The sequence below is a fragment of the Pseudomonas syringae genome (genome assembly GCF_023278085.1).
GTDB classification, from domain to species: Bacteria; Pseudomonadota; Gammaproteobacteria; order Pseudomonadales; family Pseudomonadaceae; genus Aquipseudomonas; species Aquipseudomonas syringae_Q.
Map to the genome: position 1 here is coordinate 1,597,641 of NZ_CP066265.1, position 19,666 is coordinate 1,617,306.

Annotated in this window: 11 protein-coding genes; 4 read left to right on the forward strand and 7 right to left on the reverse strand. The window is 53.7% G+C overall.

What is annotated here, in order from left to right:
• Window positions 1–6 precede the first annotated feature (6 nt).
• The 3 genes from I9H07_RS07300 to I9H07_RS07310 all read left to right on the forward strand — a co-directional run bounded on the left by I9H07_RS07300 (window position 7) and on the right by I9H07_RS07310 (window position 5,237).
• Window positions 7–2,040, forward strand: coding sequence for an LTA synthase family protein (locus tag I9H07_RS07300; protein ID WP_236424154.1), 2,034 nt, complete (start codon window positions 7–9; stop codon window positions 2,038–2,040).
• Window positions 2,041–2,388: 348 nt separating this feature from the next.
• A complete protein-coding gene (locus tag I9H07_RS07305) occupies window positions 2,389–3,003 on the forward strand; it encodes a biliverdin-producing heme oxygenase (RefSeq protein WP_236424195.1) in 615 nt (204 codons plus the stop codon).
• Window positions 3,000–5,237, forward strand: coding sequence for an ATP-binding protein (locus I9H07_RS07310; RefSeq protein WP_236424152.1), 2,238 nt, complete (start codon window positions 3,000–3,002; stop codon window positions 5,235–5,237). Before I9H07_RS07305 ends, I9H07_RS07310 begins: the two co-directional genes overlap by 4 nt.
• A gap of 106 nt (window positions 5,238–5,343) precedes the next feature.
• On the opposite strand, the gene I9H07_RS07315 is transcribed toward I9H07_RS07310, so the two are convergent.
• The 6 genes from I9H07_RS07315 to pobA all read right to left on the reverse strand — a co-directional run bounded on the left by I9H07_RS07315 (window position 5,344) and on the right by pobA (window position 16,892).
• Window positions 5,344–5,910 (reverse strand): calcium-binding protein, encoded by a 567-nt coding sequence (locus tag I9H07_RS07315; RefSeq protein WP_248957198.1) that lies wholly within the window; start codon window positions 5,908–5,910, stop codon window positions 5,344–5,346.
• A 4-nt stretch (window positions 5,911–5,914) separates the two neighbouring features.
• Window positions 5,915–7,414 carry a calcium-binding protein gene (locus I9H07_RS07320; RefSeq protein WP_248957199.1) on the reverse strand — a complete coding sequence of 500 codons (1,500 nt, stop codon included), beginning with the start codon at window positions 7,412–7,414 and terminating at the stop codon, window positions 5,915–5,917.
• Between the two features lie 4 nt (window positions 7,415–7,418).
• Window positions 7,419–8,915 (reverse strand): calcium-binding protein, encoded by a 1,497-nt coding sequence (locus I9H07_RS07325; RefSeq protein ID WP_248957200.1) that lies wholly within the window; start codon window positions 8,913–8,915, stop codon window positions 7,419–7,421.
• Window positions 8,804–14,251: a calcium-binding protein gene (locus I9H07_RS07330; RefSeq protein ID WP_248957201.1), complete on the reverse strand. Its 5,448-nt coding sequence runs from the start codon at window positions 14,249–14,251 to the stop codon at window positions 8,804–8,806. Before I9H07_RS07330 ends, I9H07_RS07325 begins: the two co-directional genes overlap by 112 nt.
• A 26-nt stretch (window positions 14,252–14,277) precedes the next feature.
• Window positions 14,278–14,961, reverse strand: coding sequence for a hypothetical protein (locus tag I9H07_RS07335; protein ID WP_236427062.1), 684 nt, complete (start codon window positions 14,959–14,961; stop codon window positions 14,278–14,280).
• 746 nt (window positions 14,962–15,707) lie between these two features.
• Window positions 15,708–16,892 (reverse strand): 4-hydroxybenzoate 3-monooxygenase, encoded by a 1,185-nt coding sequence (gene pobA / locus I9H07_RS07340; RefSeq protein ID WP_236424750.1) that lies wholly within the window; start codon window positions 16,890–16,892, stop codon window positions 15,708–15,710.
• A 151-nt stretch (window positions 16,893–17,043) separates the two neighbouring features.
• Here pobA and I9H07_RS07345 point away from each other — a divergent pair, with 151 nt between their 5' ends.
• Complete coding sequence (locus I9H07_RS07345) at window positions 17,044–17,913, forward strand: helix-turn-helix domain-containing protein (RefSeq protein WP_024672509.1); 870 nt, start codon at window positions 17,044–17,046, stop codon at window positions 17,911–17,913.
• A 51-nt stretch (window positions 17,914–17,964) separates the two neighbouring features.
• On the opposite strand, the gene ppnN is transcribed toward I9H07_RS07345, so the two are convergent.
• Entirely contained in the window at window positions 17,965–19,338 is a 1,374-nt protein-coding gene (gene ppnN, locus I9H07_RS07350; protein ID WP_024672510.1) for a nucleotide 5'-monophosphate nucleosidase PpnN, read from the reverse strand.
• Window positions 19,339–19,666 lie beyond the last annotated feature (328 nt).

Genomic DNA, 19,666 nt, shown 5'->3' on the forward strand with positions numbered 1-19,666 from the left:
ACAAGAATGAGTGGGTTGCAATCTCGACGGCTGCGCTATTGGCTGGGCGCCGTCACATTGGTGTTTCTGTTGTCGGCGTTGCTGAGAGCGGTATTTTTTTACGGGTTTTCCGGTGTCGAGCCGGGCACGTTGTTTACGCATGGCGAAGTAGCCGAAACGCTGGGTGTCGGCCTGCGTTTCGACCTGCGTCTGGCGTTGCTGATGCTGTTGCCGGTTGCGCTGCTGCTCTGGCTGCCGCGCTGGAACCTGATCAGCGTGCCAGCCTTGCGCTGGCTGTCACGAAGTTATCTGATTCTCGCGCTGGCGATTCTGACGATGATTCATATCATCGACTTCGGCCATTACGCCTACCTCGGGGTCAGGCTCAACGCCAGCGTGATGCGTTATCTGGAAGATGCGCAGATTTCCCGCGACATGCTCTGGCAAACCTACCCGGTGCTGTGGATTACCGCCGGTTGGCTGCTGACCGTCGCTGCGCTGGGCTGGGCGTTGCTGTGCCTTGAACGTGTCACGCTGGATCGCGACGCCAGACCGATCAAGCGCGCGTCGGTGGTGTGGGTATCGGCAGTGATGGTCTGCGCGACGTTTCTCGGGCTGCTGGGCCGGGTCGAAAACCTCAATCTGGAAAACCCGGTGCCATTGCGCTGGAGCGATGCGTTTTTCTCCGGCAACAGCCAGATCGCGGCATTGGGGCTCAACCCGGCGCTGTTTTTGTACGACACGCTCAAGGTTTCCCAGTCGCACTTCGATGAAGCCAGGGTGCGCGAGCATTACGCGTTGGTTGCGCGCTATCTGGGGGTTCACGAGCCCGACGCGCAGGCCCTGAATTTCCAGCGCCAGCAGTCTGTACAACCTTACCGATTGCCAGGCGAGCGGCCGCCGAACGTCATGTTCGTGATGCTCGAGTCGCTGGGCACCAGTGCGGTCGGTGCTTACGGCAACCCGCTGAACCCGACGCCGAATCTGGATCATCTGGCGACTCAAAGCTGGTTCTTCAAGCATTTCTACGTGCCGGTCACCGGCACTGCGAAAACCGTCTGGGCCAGCATCACCGGGGTGCCCGACGTGACGCGTCAGGAAACGGCGACGCGTCATCCACTGCTCACGCGGCAACACACGATCATCAATGACTTCAAGGGCTACGAAAAGCTGTACATGATTGGTGGCAACTCCGGGTGGGCCAACATGAACGCGTTGATTCGCCGCAGCATCGACGACGTGCGCCTGTACGACGAGCGCGACTGGAAGTCGCCGCAGGCGGACGTCTGGGGCGTTTCCGACCTGGACCTGTTCAAGGAAAGCGACCGCATCCTGCGTGCGTTGCCAGCCGACAAACCGTTTTTTGCCTACGTCCAGACCGCGGGTAATCACCGGCCCTTTACCATTCCCAAGGACAACGACGGCTTTCAGGTCAGCGAAAAGACTCTGGAGCAAGTTCAGGCCGCGGGCTCGCGCAGTGTCGAGCAATACAATGCCGTACGTCTGCTGGACTTCAATATCGGGCGCTTGATCGAACTGGCCAAGGCGGGTGGTTATTACGAGAACACCATTTTCGTGCTGTTCGGCGACCACAACACGCGCATCAGCCAGATTCCGCACATGGCGCCAGCCTTCGAACAACTGGGCCTGGAGAGCAACAACGTGCCGCTGCTGATTCATGCGCCCGGCCTGCTCGGGACGCGCGTGATCGATGACGCGGTCGGGCTGACGGACTTGCTGCCGACCCTGGCGGGCATGGCGGGCATGCCATTCACCAGTGGCACCATGGGCCGTGACATCCAGCAGCCAGCGCCTGAAGGCGAGCGCGTTGTGCCGCTGGTATTGCGTGAAGGCACCTTCCCGCTGATCGGTGGCGTGACGCGCAATTATCTGTTGCAAATGGAACACGACGGCAGCTCGCCGACGTTGCACGATCTGGCATCGCCTACGCCGCTGGACAACGTCGCCGAGCAGAACCCGCAAGAGTTCGAGCGTCTGCGGGACCTGACCCGCGGCCTGCATGAGACGTCGCGATTGATGCTCTATCAGAATGTGCGTTAAAGCGTGAGAAGCAGGTCCTCTTGGTGATCCAGGCGCTTACCAATGGTCGGCCAGCGCGCATCAGGAATGGCTGATGGGGGCACGGATGATGTTAAAGTGCCCCGAAATGTGATCCGCGACAGGCTGTAGCGCGTACAGAGCGCAGTTTTCGACTATTGTATTTCTGAAAGACGAATCGGCAGGCATCGAACAGTCGGTCTTTATTGCCAACTGCTTTTCCTGCCTGTCCTTTGTTTTTCATCGTCTGCGTGGGAAAAACCTGTCAGCTTGTGCGCCGAGTCTGTATTTTGCTGCCTGTTTTCGCTCGAATGCGTTTTCCATCTATCGCACACTCAAGAGCCTTCCTGGATGCCGGCAAGTTTTTCATGCGTTCCCCCGCCGAAGTTGCTGGATGCACTTCGCGCTGAAACAAATCAGTTACACGTTCGACTTGAAAAACGCATGCCGTTTTTTTCATCCGCAATGGACAGCGCTCTTTATCTTCGCTTGCTTCAGGCTTATTACGGCTTTCACGCACCGCTTGAAGCGGCGTTGCATGCCAGTGGCTTGATACCGGTTGCGCTTGAACCGCATGACCGCATTAAGGTGCCGATGCTGGTCCGGGACTTGCGCGCGCTGGGCATGTCTGACGAAGCTATCGGGCAGCTTCCGGGTTGCCCCCGGTTGCCCGTGATCGACTCTCCAGGTGCCTGCCTGGGTGTCATGTATGTACTGGAAGGTGCGACACTGGGCGGGCAGGTATTGCGACGCGAAATGCACAAGCGTCTAGGCGTTGATGAACAAAGCGGTGCAGCGTTTCTCGATGTATACGGCAGCGCAACCGGACCGCGCTGGAAGGCGTTCCTGGTTCATCTGGACACGGCGCCGAGAGAGACTGATTTTATTGACGCTGCGGCAGGTGCAGCGCACTCCACATTTGCATGTTTCGAGCACTGGCTCGACGGTCAAGAGGTACTTCTATGAGCCAACTCGACAACGACTCCTTCGAAGTCCTCTTGAGCAATTGTGCTGATGAGCCTATTCAGATTCCCGGGGCCATCCAGCCGCATGGTGTGCTGTTCACGCTGACAGAACCCGAACTCAAGGTCTTGCAGGTCAGTGCCAATGTGCAGACCGTGTTGGGCCACGCGCCTGAGCAGGTGCTGGGGCGGACACTGGACTGCATTCTCGGCGCCGGCTGGGCCGACGTTATCAAAAGTACCAGTGCCCATGACTCTTTCATCGACGCGCCGCGCCTGTTGATGTCGGTCAATGGTGTCGAGTTCGAAGCCCTGCTGCACCGCCATCAGGATGTGCTGGTGCTGGAACTTGAGATTCAGGACAACGTAGCGCAATCGGTCAGTTATTCCGAGCGCACCGGCAACATGGGGCGCATGTTGCGTCAGTTGCACGCTGCGAGTGATCTGCAGACGCTGTATGAAGTCAGTGTGCGCGAGATCCAGAAGATGACCGGTTACGACCGGGTCCTGATCTATCGTTTTGAAGAGGAAGGCCACGGTCAGGTGATTGCTGAATCGTCGGCGCCCTCCATGGAGTTGTTCAACGGCCTGTTCTTCCCTGCCTCGGACATTCCCGAGCAGGCGCGTGAGCTGTACCGCCGCAACTGGCTGCGCATCATTCCGGATGCCGATTACACCCCGGTGCCGCTGGTGCCGCAATTGCGCCCGGACACTCATGAGCAACTTGACCTGAGCTTCTCGACGCTGCGCAGTGTTTCGCCGATTCACTGCCAGTACATGAAAAACATGGGCGTTCTCTCTTCAATGAGCGTGTCGTTGATTCAGGGCGGCAAGTTGTGGGGGCTGATCAGTTGCGGGCATCGCACGCCGCTGTACGTGTCTCATGAGTTGCGCAGTGCTTGTCAGGCGATCGGTCAGGTGTTGTCGTTGCAGATCAGCGCGATGGAAGCACTGGAGATCAGTCGCCAGCGTGAGGCAAAAGTCCTGGCGCTCAAGCAGCTGCACCAAGCGATGGCTGAATCCGAAGACAACGTGTTCGACGGTCTGGCGCAGCAGCCACAATTGCTGATGGACCTGGTGGGTGCCACCGGCGTTGCGATCATCGAAGACCGTCAGACGCTTTGCTTTGGCAACTGCCCGGAGCCGTCCGATATACGGGCGCTGCACGCATGGATGGTTGCAAGTGGCGATCCGGTATATGCCAGTCATCATCTTTCCAGTGTTTTCCCGCCTGCCGAGGCTTATCAGCCGATCGCCAGCGGTGTGCTGGCCATGAGCTTGCCCAAGCCTGTGGACAACGGCGTGATCTGGTTTCGACCCGAGGTCAAGGAAAGCGTCCGCTGGAGTGGCGATCCGAACAAGCCGTTGAATCTGGAAAGCTCGGAACACGGCTTGCGCCTGCGTCCGCGTTCCTCGTTCGAAATCTGGAAAGTCGAAATGACCGGCATTGCGACGCAGTGGAGCCATGGCGACGTATATGCCGCCAATGACTTGCGTCGCTCTGCGCTGGAAAATGACCTGGCCCGCCAGGTACGCAGAGAGCAACAGGCTGTTCGCGCACGTGACGAACTGGTGGCTGTCGTGTCCCATGACCTGCGCAGCCCAATGACGGTTATTTCCATGTTGTGCGGGATGATGCAGAAGTCGTTCAGCTCGGACGGTCCGCACACGTCACGGCGTATTTCCACGGCCATCGACACTATGCAGCAGGCCGCCAGCCGCATGAACGTGCTGCTCGAAGACCTGCTCGACACCTCGAAGATCGAAGCCGGGCGCTACACCATCACGCCACAGCCGCTGGAAGTCAGCCAGATCTTCGAAGAGGCCTACACCTTGCTCGCGCCGTTGGCGATGGACAAGTCCATCGAGATTTCCTTCAGCGCCGAGCCGGATATCAAGGTCAATGCCGACCCGGAGCGTCTGTTTCAGGTGCTGTCCAATCTGATCGGCAACGCCATCAAGTTCACCCCGAAACTGGGCAAGATCGGCGTGGCGGCGATGTCCAACGGCAGCGAAATCGTATTCACCGTGCGCGACTCCGGCGAGGGCATTCCTCCCGAGCAGTTGCCGCACATCTTCGAACGCTACTGGACCGTCAAGGAAGGCAACCCGACCGGCACCGGTCTGGGCCTGTACATCTCGCAAGGCATCATCAAAGCTCACGGCGGCGAACTGGCGGCACACAGCCAAGTCGGGCAGGGCAGCGAATTCCGCTTTACGGTGCCGATGGCGCATTGATCGCTTTCTCGGGCTTGAGGGTGTTTTCCACTCAAGCCCGAGTAGCATCAGCCCTGATGCCAGTTAGTGGCTTTTTCGGTTTATTCAGATTTTGAACCATAAAAATTTATAGATAGAAGGCTCCTTCTGCCTGCCCAATGATTTTTATATTATCTTCAGCTGAGTTGATAGATAGTGCCTCATCATTTTTGACTGTAGTCTCGACGCTTTGGCTGACAGCACTTGTGTTTTTCTCAGTTGCAACAGTTGCCTGTGAATTTAAAGGCGGTGTTGAAACATAGGAACTATTCCAGCTGGTTCCATCGGCAAACTCGATCTTCTCCAGCTTGAAACGACTATCGCCGGTGTTGAACCAGTTTTGAACAGTGACCTGATCCAGTCCGTTACTGTGGCTTAGAACAACATGGTTGCCCGAGCGGCCAATTGTAATATCGCTGGCACGGATGCCTTCTCCGAAGCGCAGGACATCAACATCTCCGGTGTAAAATGACGCATCATCATAGAGATTGTCCCGGCCATCGCCGAGATTAAAGAGGTACAAGTCCGACCCGGTACCACCATTTAATACATCGTCACCGGTACCGCCGACCAGCTGGTCATTGCCAGCAAGACCGTTGAGGGTATCGTTGCCACTTCCACCTTTAAGCTGATCGTTTTCCGAACCGCCGGACAATACGTCATTGCCCGCCAGACCCGACAGGTCTCTGGTTGCCCGTACTGGCGCCGGTCAGGACGTCGTTGTTCTCGGTGCCTTGCAACGTGAGTAACTGAGCGGATACGCTGGCAGCCGTCCAGGCAGTGCCGTCGGCAAACTCGATCTTCTCCAGCTTGAAACGACTATCGCCGGTGTTGAACCAGTTTTGAACAGTGACCTGATCCAGTCCGTTACTGTGGCTTAGAACAACATGGTTGCCCGAGCGGCCAATTGTAATATCGCTGGCACGGATGCCTTCTCCGAAGTGCAGGACATCAACATCTCCGGTGTAAAATGACGCATCATCATAGAGATTGTCCCGGCCATCGCCGAGATTAAAGAGGTACAAGTCCGACCCGGTACCACCATTTAATACATCGTCACCGGTACCGCCGACCAGCTGGTCATTGCCAGCAAGACCGTTGAGGGTATCGTTGCCACTTCCACCTTTAAGCTGATCGTTTTCCGAACCGCCGGACAATACGTCATTGCCCGCCAGACCCGACAGGATCTGGTTGCCCGTACTGGCGCCGGTCAGGACGTCGTTGTTCTCGGTGCCTTGCATCGTGAGTAACTGAGCGGATACGCTGGCAGCCGTCCAGGCAGTGCCGTCGGCAAACTCGATCTTCTCCAGCTTGAAACGACTATCGCCGGTGTTGAACCAGTTTTGAACAGTGACCTGATCCAGTCCGTTACTGTGGCTTAGAACAACATGGTTGCCCGAGCGACCAATTGTAATATCGCTGGCACGGATGCCTTCTCCGAAGCGCAGGACATCAACATCTCCGGTGTAAAATGACGCATCATCATAGAGATTGTCCCGGCCATCGCCGAGATTAAAGAGGTACAAGTCCGACCCGGTACCACCATTTAATACATCGTCACCGGTACCGCCGACCAGCTGGTCATTGCCAGCAAGACCGTTGAGGGTATCGTTGCCACTTCCACCTTTAAGCTGATCGTTTTCCGAACCGCCGGACAATACGTCATTGCCCGCCAGACCCGACAGGATCTGGTTGCCCGTACTGGCGCCGGTCAGGACGTCGTTGTTCTCGGTGCCTTGCATCGTGAGTAACTGAGCGGATACGCTGGCAGCCGTCCAGGCAGTACCGTCGGCAAACTCGATCTTCTCCAGCTTGAAACGACTATCGCCGGTGTTGAACCAGTTTTGAACAGTGACCTGATCCAGTCCGTTACTGTGGCTTAGAACAACATGGTTGCCCGAGCGGCCAATTGTAATATCGCTGGCACGGATGCCTTCTCCGAAGCGCAGGACATCAACATCTCCGGTGTAAAATGACGCATCATCATAGAGATTGTCCCGGCCATCGCCGAGATTAAAGAGGTACAAGTCCGACCCGGTACCACCATTTAATACATCGTCACCGGTACCGCCGACCAGCTGGTCATTGCCAGCAAGACCGTTGAGGGTATCGTTGCCACTTCCACCTTTAAGCTGATCGTTTTCCGAACCGCCGGACAATACGTCATTGCCCGCCAGACCCGACGATCTGGTTGCCCGTACTGGCGCCGGTCAGGACGTCGTTGTTCTCGGTGCCTTGCATCGTGAGTAACTGAGCGGATACGCTGGCAGCCGTCCAGGCAGTGCCGTCGGCAAACTCGATCTTCTCCAGCTTGAAACGACTATCGCCGGTGTTGAACCAGTTTTGAACAGTGACCTGATCCAGTCCGTTACTGTGGCTTAGAACAACATGGTTGCCCGAGCGACCAATTGTAATATCGCTGGCACGGATGCCTTCTCCGAAGCGCAGGACATCAACATCTCCGGTGTAAAATGACGCATCATCATAGAGATTGTCCCGGCCATCGCCGAGATTAAAGAGGTACAAGTCCGACCCGGTACCACCATTTAATACATCGTCACCGGTACCGCCGACCAGTTGGTCATTGCCAGCAAGACCGTTGAGGGTATCGTTGCCACTTCCACCTTTAAGCTGATCGTTTTCCGAACCGCCGGACAATACGTCATTGCCCGCCAGACCCGACAGGATCTGGTTGCCCGTACTGGCGCCGGTCAGGACGTCGTTGTTCTCGGTGCCTTGCATCGTGAGTAACTGAGCGGATACGCTGGCAGCCGTCCAGGCAGTGCCGTCGGCAAACTCGATCTTCTCCAGCTTGAAACGACTATCGCCGGTGTTGAACCAGTTTTGAACAGTGACCTGATCCAGTCCGTTACTGTGGCTTAGAACAACATGGTTGCCCGAGCGGCCAATTGTAATATCGCTGGCACGGATGCCTTCTCCGAAGCGCAGGACATCAACATCTCCGGTGTAAAATGACGCATCATCATAGAGATTGTCCCGGCCATCGCCGAGATTAAAGAGGTACAAGTCCGACCCGGTACCACCATTTAATACATCGTCACCGGTACCGCCGACCAGCTGGTCATTGCCAGCAAGACCGTTGAGGGTATCGTTGCCACTTCCACCTTTAAGCTGATCGTTTTCCGAACCGCCGGACAATACGTCATTGCCCGCCAGACCCGACAGGATCTGGTTGCCCGTACTGGCGCCGGTCAGGACGTCGTTGTTCTCGGTGCCTTGCATCGTGAGTAACTGAGCGGATACGCTGGCAGCCGTCCAGGCAGTGCCGTCGGCAAACTCGATCTTCTCCAGCTTGAAACGACTATCGCCGGTGTTGAACCAGTTTTGAACAGTGACCTGATCCAGTCCGTTACTGTGGCTTAGAACAACATGGTTGCCCGAGCGGCCAATTGTAATATCGCTGGCACGGATGCCTTCTCCGAAGCGCAGGACATCAACATCTCCGGTGTAAAATGACGCATCATCATAGAGATTGTCCCGGCCATCGCCGAGATTAAAGAGGTACAAGTCCGACCCGGTACCACCATTTAATACATCGTCACCGGTACCGCCGACCAGCTGGTCATTGCCAGCAAGACCGTTGAGGGTATCGTTGCCACTTCCACCTTTAAGCTGATCGTTTTCCGAACCGCCGGACAATACGTCATTGCCCGCCAGACCCGAGACAGGATCTGGTTGCCCGTACTGGCGCCGGTCAGGACGTCGTTGTTCTCGGTGCCTTGCATCGTGAGTAACTGAGCGGATACGCTGGCAGCCGTCCAGGCAGTGCCGTCGGCAAACTCGATCTTCTCCAGCTTGAAACGACTATCGCCGGTGTTGAACCAGTTTTGAACAGTGACCTGATCCAGTCCGTTACTGTGGCTTAGAACAACATGGTTGCCCGAGCGGCCAATTGTAATATCGCTGGCACGGATGCCTTCTCCGAAGCGCAGGACATCAACATCTCCGGTGTAAAATGACGCATCATCATAGAGATTGTCCCGGCCATCGCCGAGATTAAAGAGGTACAAGTCCGACCCGGTACCACCATTTAATACATCGTCACCGGTACCGCCGACCAGCTGGTCATTGCCAGCAAGACCGTTGAGGGTATCGTTGCCACTTCCACCTTTAAGCTGATCGTTTTCCGAACCGCCGGACAATACGTCATTGCCCGCCAGACCCGACAGGATCTGGTTGCCCGTACTGGCGCCGGTCAGGACGTCGTTGTTCTCGGTGCCTTGCAACGTGAGTAACTGAGCGGATACGCTGGCAGCCGTCCAGGCAGTGCCGTCGGCAAACTCGATCTTCTCCAGCTTGAAACGACTATCGCCGGTGTTGAACCAGTTTTGAACAGTGACCTGATCCAGTCCGTTACTGTGGCTTAGAACAACATGGTTGCCCGAGCGGCCAATTGTAATATCGCTGGCACGGATGCCTTCTCCGAAGTGCAGGACATCAACATCTCCGGTGTAAAATGACGCATCATCATAGAGATTGTCCCGGCCATCGCCGAGATTAAAGAGGTACAAGTCCGACCCGGTACCACCATTTAATACATCGTCACCGGTACCGCCGACCAGCTGGTCATTGCCAGCAAGACCGTTGAGGGTATCGTTGCCACTTCCACCTTTAAGCTGATCGTTTTCCGAACCGCCGGACAATACGTCATTGCCCGCCAGACCCGACAGGATCTGGTTGCCCGTACTGGCGCCGGTCAGGACGTCGTTGTTCTCGGTGCCTTGCATCGTGAGTAACTGAGCGGATACGCTGGCAGCCGTCCAGGCAGTGCCGTCGGCAAACTCGATCTTCTCCAGCTTGAAACGACTATCGCCGGTGTTGAACCAGTTTTGAACAGTGACCTGATCCAGTCCGTTACTGTGGCTTAGAACAACATGGTTGCCCGAGCGACCAATTGTAATATCGCTGGCACGGATGCCTTCTCCGAAGCGCAGGACATCAACATCTCCGGTGTAAAATGACGCATCATCATAGAGATTGTCCCGGCCATCGCCGAGATTAAAGAGGTACAAGTCCGACCCGGTACCACCATTTAATACATCGTCACCGGTACCGCCGACCAGCTGGTCATTGCCAGCAAGACCGTTGAGGGTATCGTTGCCACTTCCACCTTTAAGCTGATCGTTTTCCGAACCGCCGGACAATACGTCATTGCCCGCCAGACCCGACAGGATCTGGTTGCCCGTACTGGCGCCGGTCAGGACGTCGTTGTTCTCGGTGCCTTGCATCGTGAGTAACTGAGCGGATACGCTGGCAGCCGTCCAGGCAGTACCGTCGGCAAACTCGATCTTCTCCAGCTTGAAACGACTATCGCCGGTGTTGAACCAGTTTTGAACAGTGACCTGATCCAGTCCGTTACTGTGGCTTAGAACAACATGGTTGCCCGAGCGGCCAATTGTAATATCGCTGGCACGGATGCCTTCTCCGAAGCGCAGGACATCAACATCTCCGGTGTAAAATGACGCATCATCATAGAGATTGTCCCGGCCATCGCCGAGATTAAAGAGGTACAAGTCCGACCCGGTACCACCATTTAATACATCGTCACCGGTACCGCCGACCAGCTGGTCATTGCCAGCAAGACCGTTGAGGGTATCGTTGCCACTTCCACCTTTAAGCTGATCGTTTTCCGAACCGCCGGACAATACGTCATTGCCCGCCAGACCCGACAGGATCTGGTTGCCCGTACTGGCGCCGGTCAGGACGTCGTTGTTCTCGGTGCCTTGCATCGTGAGTAACTGAGCGGATACGCTGGCAGCCGTCCAGGCAGTGCCGTCGGCAAACTCGATCTTCTCCAGCTTGAAACGACTATCGCCGGTGTTGAACCAGTTTTGAACAGTGACCTGATCCAGTCCGTTACTGTGGCTTAGAACAACATGGTTGCCCGAGCGACCAATTGTAATATCGCTGGCACGGATGCCTTCTCCGAAGCGCAGGACATCAACATCTCCGGTGTAAAATGACGCATCATCATAGAGATTGTCCCGGCCATCGCCGAGATTAAAGAGGTACAAGTCCGACCCGGTACCACCATTTAATACATCGTCACCGGTACCGCCGACCAGTTGGTCATTGCCAGCAAGACCGTTGAGGGTATCGTTGCCACTTCCACCTTTAAGCTGATCGTTTTCCGAACCGCCGGACAATACGTCATTGCCCGCCAGACCCGACAGGATCTGGTTGCCCGTACTGGCGCCGGTCAGGACGTCGTTGTTCTCGGTGCCTTGCAACGTGAGTAACTGAGCGGATACGCTGGCAGCCGTCCAGGCAGTGCCGTCGGCAAACTCGATCTTCTCCAGCTTGAAACGACTATCGCCGGTGTTGAACCAGTTTTGAACAGTGACCTGATCCAGTCCGTTACTGTGGCTTAGAACAACATGGTTGCCCGAGCGACCAATTGTAATATCGCTGGCACGGATGCCTTCTCCGAAGCGCAGAACATCAATATCTCCCTTGATAATTGATGAGTCGTCAAGAATGATATCTTGATCATCACCCAAGTTGAATAAATATGTGTCAGCCCCTAGGCTACCGTATAAACTGTCGTTACCAGTACCTCCCTCTAGAAAGTCATTTCCCTTTCCTGAATAAATGACATCATCACCACCTAAACCAAATATGACAGCATTTGCTTGATAGTCATGCAGTTCATCATTGTTGTTGGTGGGCTTTGATACTATATTTTTTATAAAGTCTGTATCCCAACTCACCCCGTTAGAGAACTTTATGAAATCAACTTTGTAATCGCTATTAATGTCTCTATTAAAGTAATTTATAATTAGGATGTTGTCTGTGCTTCCCTGTAGAGAGAGATTTAGGTTTTCACCGGAGCGAGAGAAATAAACGTCTCCGTTACTAATGGATGAGTCAAAGGTGATGTAATCTATGTTGCTAGGATTCAGGTCATAGTTGTTAATTCTATCCTGTCCCCAGCCTCTTGAGAAAAAGTATGTGTCAGATCCTTCATCGCCACTCAAGTAATCATTACCGCCGCCCCCTTCTAAAAAGTCTTGTCCTTTGCCTCCATATATATAGTCATTGCCTAAACGGCCGAGAAAGCTTTCATTAGCATCGCTACCGTAGAGCTCGCTCCCGTTTGATTGACTAATAAGTCTCCCAAACTCAGAAATATCTTTTAGAAAATTTGTACCATTGGCGTCTCCTTTCAGGCGAGTCGCCTCTATGAGATCGGGCCAACTATCGCCAGCATTTAGAAGTACAGCACTAAATGATTTTAAGTATTCAGAGGCTTTTTCGCCTTTAGAAGTATATGCTTCCTGTAGTTTTGTCATAAAACTATCAGTGTCAAATCCAATTCTTCCATCGGTATATGTTAGTTTTATGGAGGAAAGTAAGGGCTTGTATTCGCCCTCTATCATGAGAGAGGAGTAGTAAAAGTTTTCTAAAGTGTCGAATGTTTTCATCAGTGCTGCTGCGGCATTAGGTCCAGGGTTGCCAGTGCCCTCATTAGTTCCGGCAGATTGAGAGAACTTGATGCCTAGAAATGATTCCAAGGAGTAAAGTTTTCTAGCGTCGTCAATGTAATCACCTCTGCTACTGATGGCATGATCACTTACTTTGCTCCAGCTGTAGATCAATTCGCGTAATATAGCGTGCTGCTTAATGTTCTCAGTTGATGTGTAAAACGCATTCAGTTGACTTTCTAAATACCCTGAACTATCTTGGCTTATTGCTAAGCGAAGATCTGGGACTGTACCCATGCCAAGCAAGTTTGGAACCTTCGAGGCATTTTCACTTATCGTGGTAGTGTCAAGATTGATGGTCAATGCTTGATTGGTAACAAACCAAATATCGGTCAGTTGAAGTGAGTTGCCGTAGCTGGTTGTATAGCTACCTGCTTGTAGGGCTTGATTTCCGTTAGAGTCTGTAGAGTTGATATTTTTATACTGAGTTGAAAGTTCTGTTACTTTTGCCTCGGTAAGTGTAAATAGTTCTTCGTTATCGACCACTCCGTTACTATTACCGTCTTTCCAGACTTTTAAAAGGCTGAAGCTTTTGTCTGTGCTGTTGATCTTTCCATCATTATTACTGTCCAATTCCTGTAGTGCTAAAAAACCATTAGCGGCATTTGTACCGTTATTTAACTTGCTGAAACTGCCAAATAGCTCTCCTCCGTTATCAATTTCACCGTTTTGATTTCTGTCCCAGACGAGAAATCCGTCATCTTTTCCAACCCAACCCGTTTTTTCCGCGAACCCATCTCCATTGTGATCAAAATACACTGTATCACTTAAACCTAAGGTTTTAACTCCATCCCCATTGAGGTCGAGAATTAGCGGCGAAACAGTATTTAAAGCAGCGTTGAACATTTCATCAATCTTTAATATCAGTGTCTCATACAAGCCTTCGCCACCCGCCATTAAACTGCTTGGGCTATTAACTCGATCCGTCCAAGTCTGAGCAAGTTCTTTGCTGCCGTCAACGCCTAGCGCCGCTATCATCGACATCAAATGAAGAGTATTGCCTGCCAGCAGCCCTTCAGCTAATGGGTTTCCCGCGGCGTTCAATGCTTCGGCCCAATAATTTTTCCTACTGGGTTCATCCAAAACGGAAAAAACTGCGTTCAGTGTCCACGAGTTTGCAGGATAGCCATTGCTCTCAAAAGCATTACTGTGAAAACTCCACGCTTCTGCATAGGTTACATCCGAATTAATGGTGTTAGTCAGAGGGTCAATATGATTGGCCAAGGCATCTATATATCCTTGCGCCATCGCATTCATAACGTTATCTATATCAGCTTGAGACATTGGTTTGTCTGCTTCAGCTGCTGAAAGCATCATGTAGTTCAAAGATACAGTTGCAAAAGCCGAAGTACCTTTAATTACACTGTGGGCTAATGTTGCGTAGTCAAATCCTTTTGTTTCAAGAAACGTATAGGCCGAGCTTGGGCCGCCAACCCTAAGGAGATTTTGAGCTGTGATCAAATCGTCTGATGACATAGATGGTACGGGCATGTTTTTCGTCCTTGATAGCTGTTGAGCTATTTAATAATATTGCTTAAAATAAGTTTGTTTGTATCGTTAATGATGCTTTTCCAGTTTGTAATACGTGTCGCCGAGAACGACAGTACAACTAGTGATTGTAGTTCCGTAAAAAAATATTGGCCTTGACAGATATACGGTTCTCCTGTGGGTAATGGTGTGCACATTATAAATACCCAAGGTTCACCTTCCGTGTTGTTTGCCCAGAAATAGCTGTACATTTTATTGGTCGCACCATGGTTGCCCTTAAAGCTATAGAGCAAAGTCCTCGGGTCAAAAGCAACGCTCTTCTTTTGGGTTTCGCTGGCTGATGCGGTATAAAAATTTTTAAGATACCCCATGCTGCTTGGGACAGAATTCATAGGTTTTAATGACGCCGTTATATCGTAAATTTCAGATGTCCGTTTCAAATGCGCTTTGCCGGCCGGCGTCATTGCTGGCCAAAAGAAGGAGACAGTTAGGTCCTCAACCTCATCTTCGCAATGCGCAGGCCCTAATTGATCAATAAGTTGTTTGTCCCAATAGTTGATGCCTTTTATGGTTGGGGAGAATGGTACATAGTCTTTAGATATTTTCAAAATGTTGTGATGAATAGACACGCAAATTTCACTTGAAAAAGCAAATTCACTAATCAGGGTTAGTGCAAAAAAAAATAATGCTAAAGCCGAGCGATTTTTTTTCATTTGTTTCCCTTACGCATGAATGCGCTAGTTTTTCGATCTCAGGTATAGCAGATTTTTAGTATAGCTAACATTGTAAAGTTAAACCCTTCGGTGCTTGGAACATTTTGTTATAGGGTTGAAAAAAATATTCGTATTTTTGACTAATCTTTAGTATTAACACTTTAGCGTTGGTGTCGGCTAGGTTTTGCTATTACTTGCATTTTTCTAGAGGCTTACGCCTGTGGTCAGTCCATTGGGATTAGGCTTAATTTCCTTCCCTTGAGATGTTTAGCGCGAAGTCCTATCCAAGTGATTTTGAGTATTTTATTTGCATGGCAGTTAGCTAAAACCTGGTCGCTACCATAAATTTAATTTGCTGCATAGTCTTGGATTTACTTTTTTCGAATTGGATAGAGAAATGATTTTTATTTAGACAGGCAATTTTCTGAGCATGTCAAGACTGGCTGAGCTAAGTCAAAAGCGCTTTTCTGACTGAATCATGCAATTGACAGTCTCAAGTTTTTACTTCGCTTACTGGGTAAGAAAATGCCATACACATGTTGAGCAGGATAGCCCTCCCTATGAGGGGCAAAATTTGCTTATACTATATACGTCGTCAGGCAGGCTGGAATTACTAGCTCCTGTGTGAAGCGTTTTGCATCTGTTTCTTTTAAATTTTTAAATAATCTCAAGCCAAAGCTACGTAAACCTGCATGTACGAAGGGCCCGTTACAAGATGCACATGTAGCCCTTCAAAGTTCTCTAACCTACTCAATCGCCTCGTACGGCAACCCCACATAATTTTCGGCAATCGTCCTGCGCCCGGCCTCTGAGCCGACGTAGTAGTCCAGCTCGGTCTGCTGGATGCGCTGGCTGAAGGCGTCGGTGTCCGGAAAGTTGTGCAGCACCGAGGTCATCCACCAGGAGAAACGTTCGGCTTTCCACACTCGGCGCAGGCAGATTTGCGAGTACTTTTCCAGCAGGTCGGTGCGGCCTTCGCGGTAGACCTTGAGCAGGATCCGGTACAGCGTGCTGACGTCGCTGGCCGCCAGGTTCAGGCCTTTTGCGCCGGTAGGCGGGACGATGTGCGCGGCGTCGCCCAGCAGGAACAGGCGGCCGTACTGCATGGGTTCGACCACGAAGCTGCGCAGTGGCGCGATGCTTTTTTCGATGGACGGGCCGGTGACCAGGCGTTCGGCCAGATGCGCGGGCAGGCGGGATTTGAGTTCGCCCCAGAAGCGTTCGTCCGACCAGTCTTCGAGTTTCTCGTCGGCGCTGACCTGCACGTAATAACGGGTGCGAACCGCCGAGCGCATGCTGCACAGGGCAAAGCCGCGCGGGTGGTTGGCGTAGACCAGTTCTTCGTTGACGGGCGGTGTGTCAGCCAGCACACCCAGCCATCCGAACGGATAGATGCGCTCGAAGACGTTGAGTGCTTCGGCCGGAATCGATTGCCGGGAGACACCGTGAAAGCCGTCGCAGCCCGCAATGTAGTCGCAGTCCAGGCGCACGGTCTCGCCATCTTTCACGAACGTCAGGTAAGGGTGGTCAGTTTTCAGGTCGTGGGCTTCGACATCTGAAGCGTCATAGACAGTTGTCGCGCCGCTGATGGCGCGTGCGGCCATCAGGTCGCGGGTCACTTCGGTCTGGCCGTAGACCATCACGGTCTTGCCATCGGCCAGGTGTTTCAGGTCGATGCGTTCGCAGCGGCCGTCGAATGCCAGCTCGAAACCATCGTGAATCAGGCCCTCGGCATCCATACGTTCACTCACGCCGGCTTCACGCAACAGATCGACCATGCCTTGCTCCAGCACGCCTGCACGAATACGCGAGAGGATGTAGTCGGGGTCCTTGCGTTCGACGATGATGGTGTCGATGCCAGCGCGTTGCAGCAGTTGCCCTAGCAGCAGCCCTGAGGGGCCTGAGCCGATGATGGCGACTTGGGTTTTCATGAGCATTGTCCTGTCTGGTGATCCCTGCCAGCCGTTGACCCGCGGGATGCAATTGTTTTTGTCTCCTGCATTTTTAATGGATGGCGTCGGGATAAGAAGGCAATATCCGGTTAATTATCTGGACTTTTCGAGGGTTAAGAGGGGGGGCGGTATGGCCAGATCTGCCACTACAGCAATACCGGTGTTCAAGCTTTACGGCGAAACCACCGCCTGGCCGACGCCGGATCTGATTCATTGCGAATCGATCCCCGAGCGCAGCAAGGTTCATGAGTGGGAGATCAAACCGCATCGGCATGGCGATCTGGTGCAGTTGCTGTATGTGCAATCGGGCAAGGCGATGCTGAAAGTCGAGGACATGGTCCGCGAAGTTGAAACGCCGTCGCTGCAGGTGGTCCCGGCGTTGAGCGTACATACCTTCAGGTTTGCCGAAGACATTCAAGGGCACATTCTCAGCCTGGCGCGGCCGCTGGTGGAGCAGCTTGAGACAGCGCTCGACAGCTCGGCAATGAGTACAGCTCGTTGCTATGAGCTTGGGGCAGACAGCCATTACGTCGACACGTTGTTCAGCGCCATCGCTCGCGAATACCGACAGCCCGGAGCGGGTCGCGATCTGATGCTGCATTCGCTGATCAATGTATTGGTGGTCTGGCTGAGTCGGCGTAGCAGCGAGCACGCCGGCGAAGAAATTCATGCGCTGGACCGCGGGCGTGAGCATTTACAGGTGTTCATGCATCAACTGGAAACGAGCTTTCGCGAGCATTGGTCCATTGAGCAGCATGCACAGGCAATGGGGCTCAGTGCGGCTCATCTGAATGCGCTGTGCCGGCGTCTGTGCAACCAGTCGGCGTTGCAGATCATCAGCCAGCGGCTGTTGCTGGAGGCCAAGCGCAATCTGATTTACACCACCATGACCATCAATCAGGTGTCCGACAGCCTGGGGTTTTCCGAACCGGCCTATTTTTCGCGCTTTTTCAAACGCGCCACTGGCCAGTCGCCCAGCGCGTTTCGTCAGCAGAAATAAAAACGGGGCGCTCAAGGGCGCCCCGTTCACTTGCCTGATGACGCTGTGGCGTCAGGCCACAACCTGATAGCACGGCACATAGGCCGCGCCACCCGGCAGTTTCATGCGGTGCTGATCGACAAACGCCTGTAACAGTTGGTCCAGCGGGCCCATGATCGAAGGGTCACCCTGAATCTGATAAGGACCGTGTTGTTCGATCAGACGAATGCCCTTGTCCTTGACGTTGCCTGCGACAATGCCGGAAAACGCCCGACGCAGGTTGGCCGCCAGTTCGTGCGTGGGCACGTCATGGTTGAGTTGCAGCTTCGCCATGTTCTCGTGGGTCGGATCGAAAGGGTGCTGGAAGCTTTCTTCGATCTTCAGCAGCCAGTTGAAGTGAAACGCATCGTTGCGCTCGCGGCGGAACTGCTTCACTTCTTTCAGGCCCTGAGTCATCTGCCGGGCGACGTCTGCCGGGTTGTCGATGATGATCTGGTAGTGACGCTGCGCCTCTGCACCCAGCGTGGCACCGACGAACGCGTGCAGCTGTTGCAGGTACGGCTCGGTGTTTTTCGGGCCGGTCAGGATCACCGGGAACGGCACGTCCTTGTTGTCCGGGTGCATCAAGATGCCCAGCAGGTACAGGAATTCTTCGGCAGTGCCTGCGCCACCCGGGAAGATGATGATGCCGTGACCGACACGCACGAAGGCTTCGAGCCGTTTTTCGATGTCCGGCAGGATCACCAGCTCGTTGACGATCGGGTTCGGCGCCTCGGCAGCGATGATGCCCGGCTCGGTCAGGCCCAGGTAGCGACCGCCTACGATGCGCTGCTTGGCGTGGGCGATGGTGGCGCCTTTCATCGGGCCTTTCATGACGCCGGGGCCGCAACCGGTGCAGATGTCCAGGCTGCGCAGGCCCAGCTCATGGCCGACCTTCTTGGTGTATTTGTATTCTTCGGTGTTGATCGAGTGACCACCCCAGCACACCACCATCTTCGGTTCGACACCGGCACGCAGGGTGCGGGCGTTGCGCAGCAGGTGGAACACGTAGTCGGTGATGCCCTGAGAATTGCTCAGGTCGATGCGCTGGCTGTCCAGTTCGCTTTCGGTGTAGACGATGTCGCGCAAGGCGCTGAACAGCATCTCGCGGGTGCTGGCGATCATTTCGCCATCGACGAAAGCGTCGGCCGGAGCGTTGAGCAGCTCCAGGCGCACGCCGCGATCCTGCTGGTGGATGCGCACTTCAAAACTTTCGTACGCTTCAAGAATGGTCTTGGCGTTATCGACATGGGCGCCGGTATTGAGAATGGCCAGGGCGCACTGGCGAAACAGGGTGTAGGTACTGCCTGAACCGGCAGCGCTGAGCTGCTGCACTTCACGTTGGGACAGGGTTTCAAGGCTGCCTTTCGGGCTTACGGTGGCGTTAATCACTTGTCTTGGGAGCATTCTATTTTCCATTAGAGCGATGCAGTCGAGCATCAGGATGGTGGGTGTCCGGGACACTCACGCCTGTCAGACCTTTTCTACAGCACTTGGACGGGAAAGCAAACGTTGCGCAGTGCAAGACCCTGATTTGCGGTAGCAAACGTCGCGCCTGCGCCGAATTCGTTTGAAAGCAGGGACTTGCTCACAGTGACCGTGCGGCTGAATTTTGACGCACACACAGGCCGATAGTGAACCTGACCCGGTTCGAGGAGTCTGTTAGCTGATGGTTTTTTCTGGACGGCCTGCAAAACAGGGAACTGATGCGCTTTCAATTGCGTGTCATTGGCAG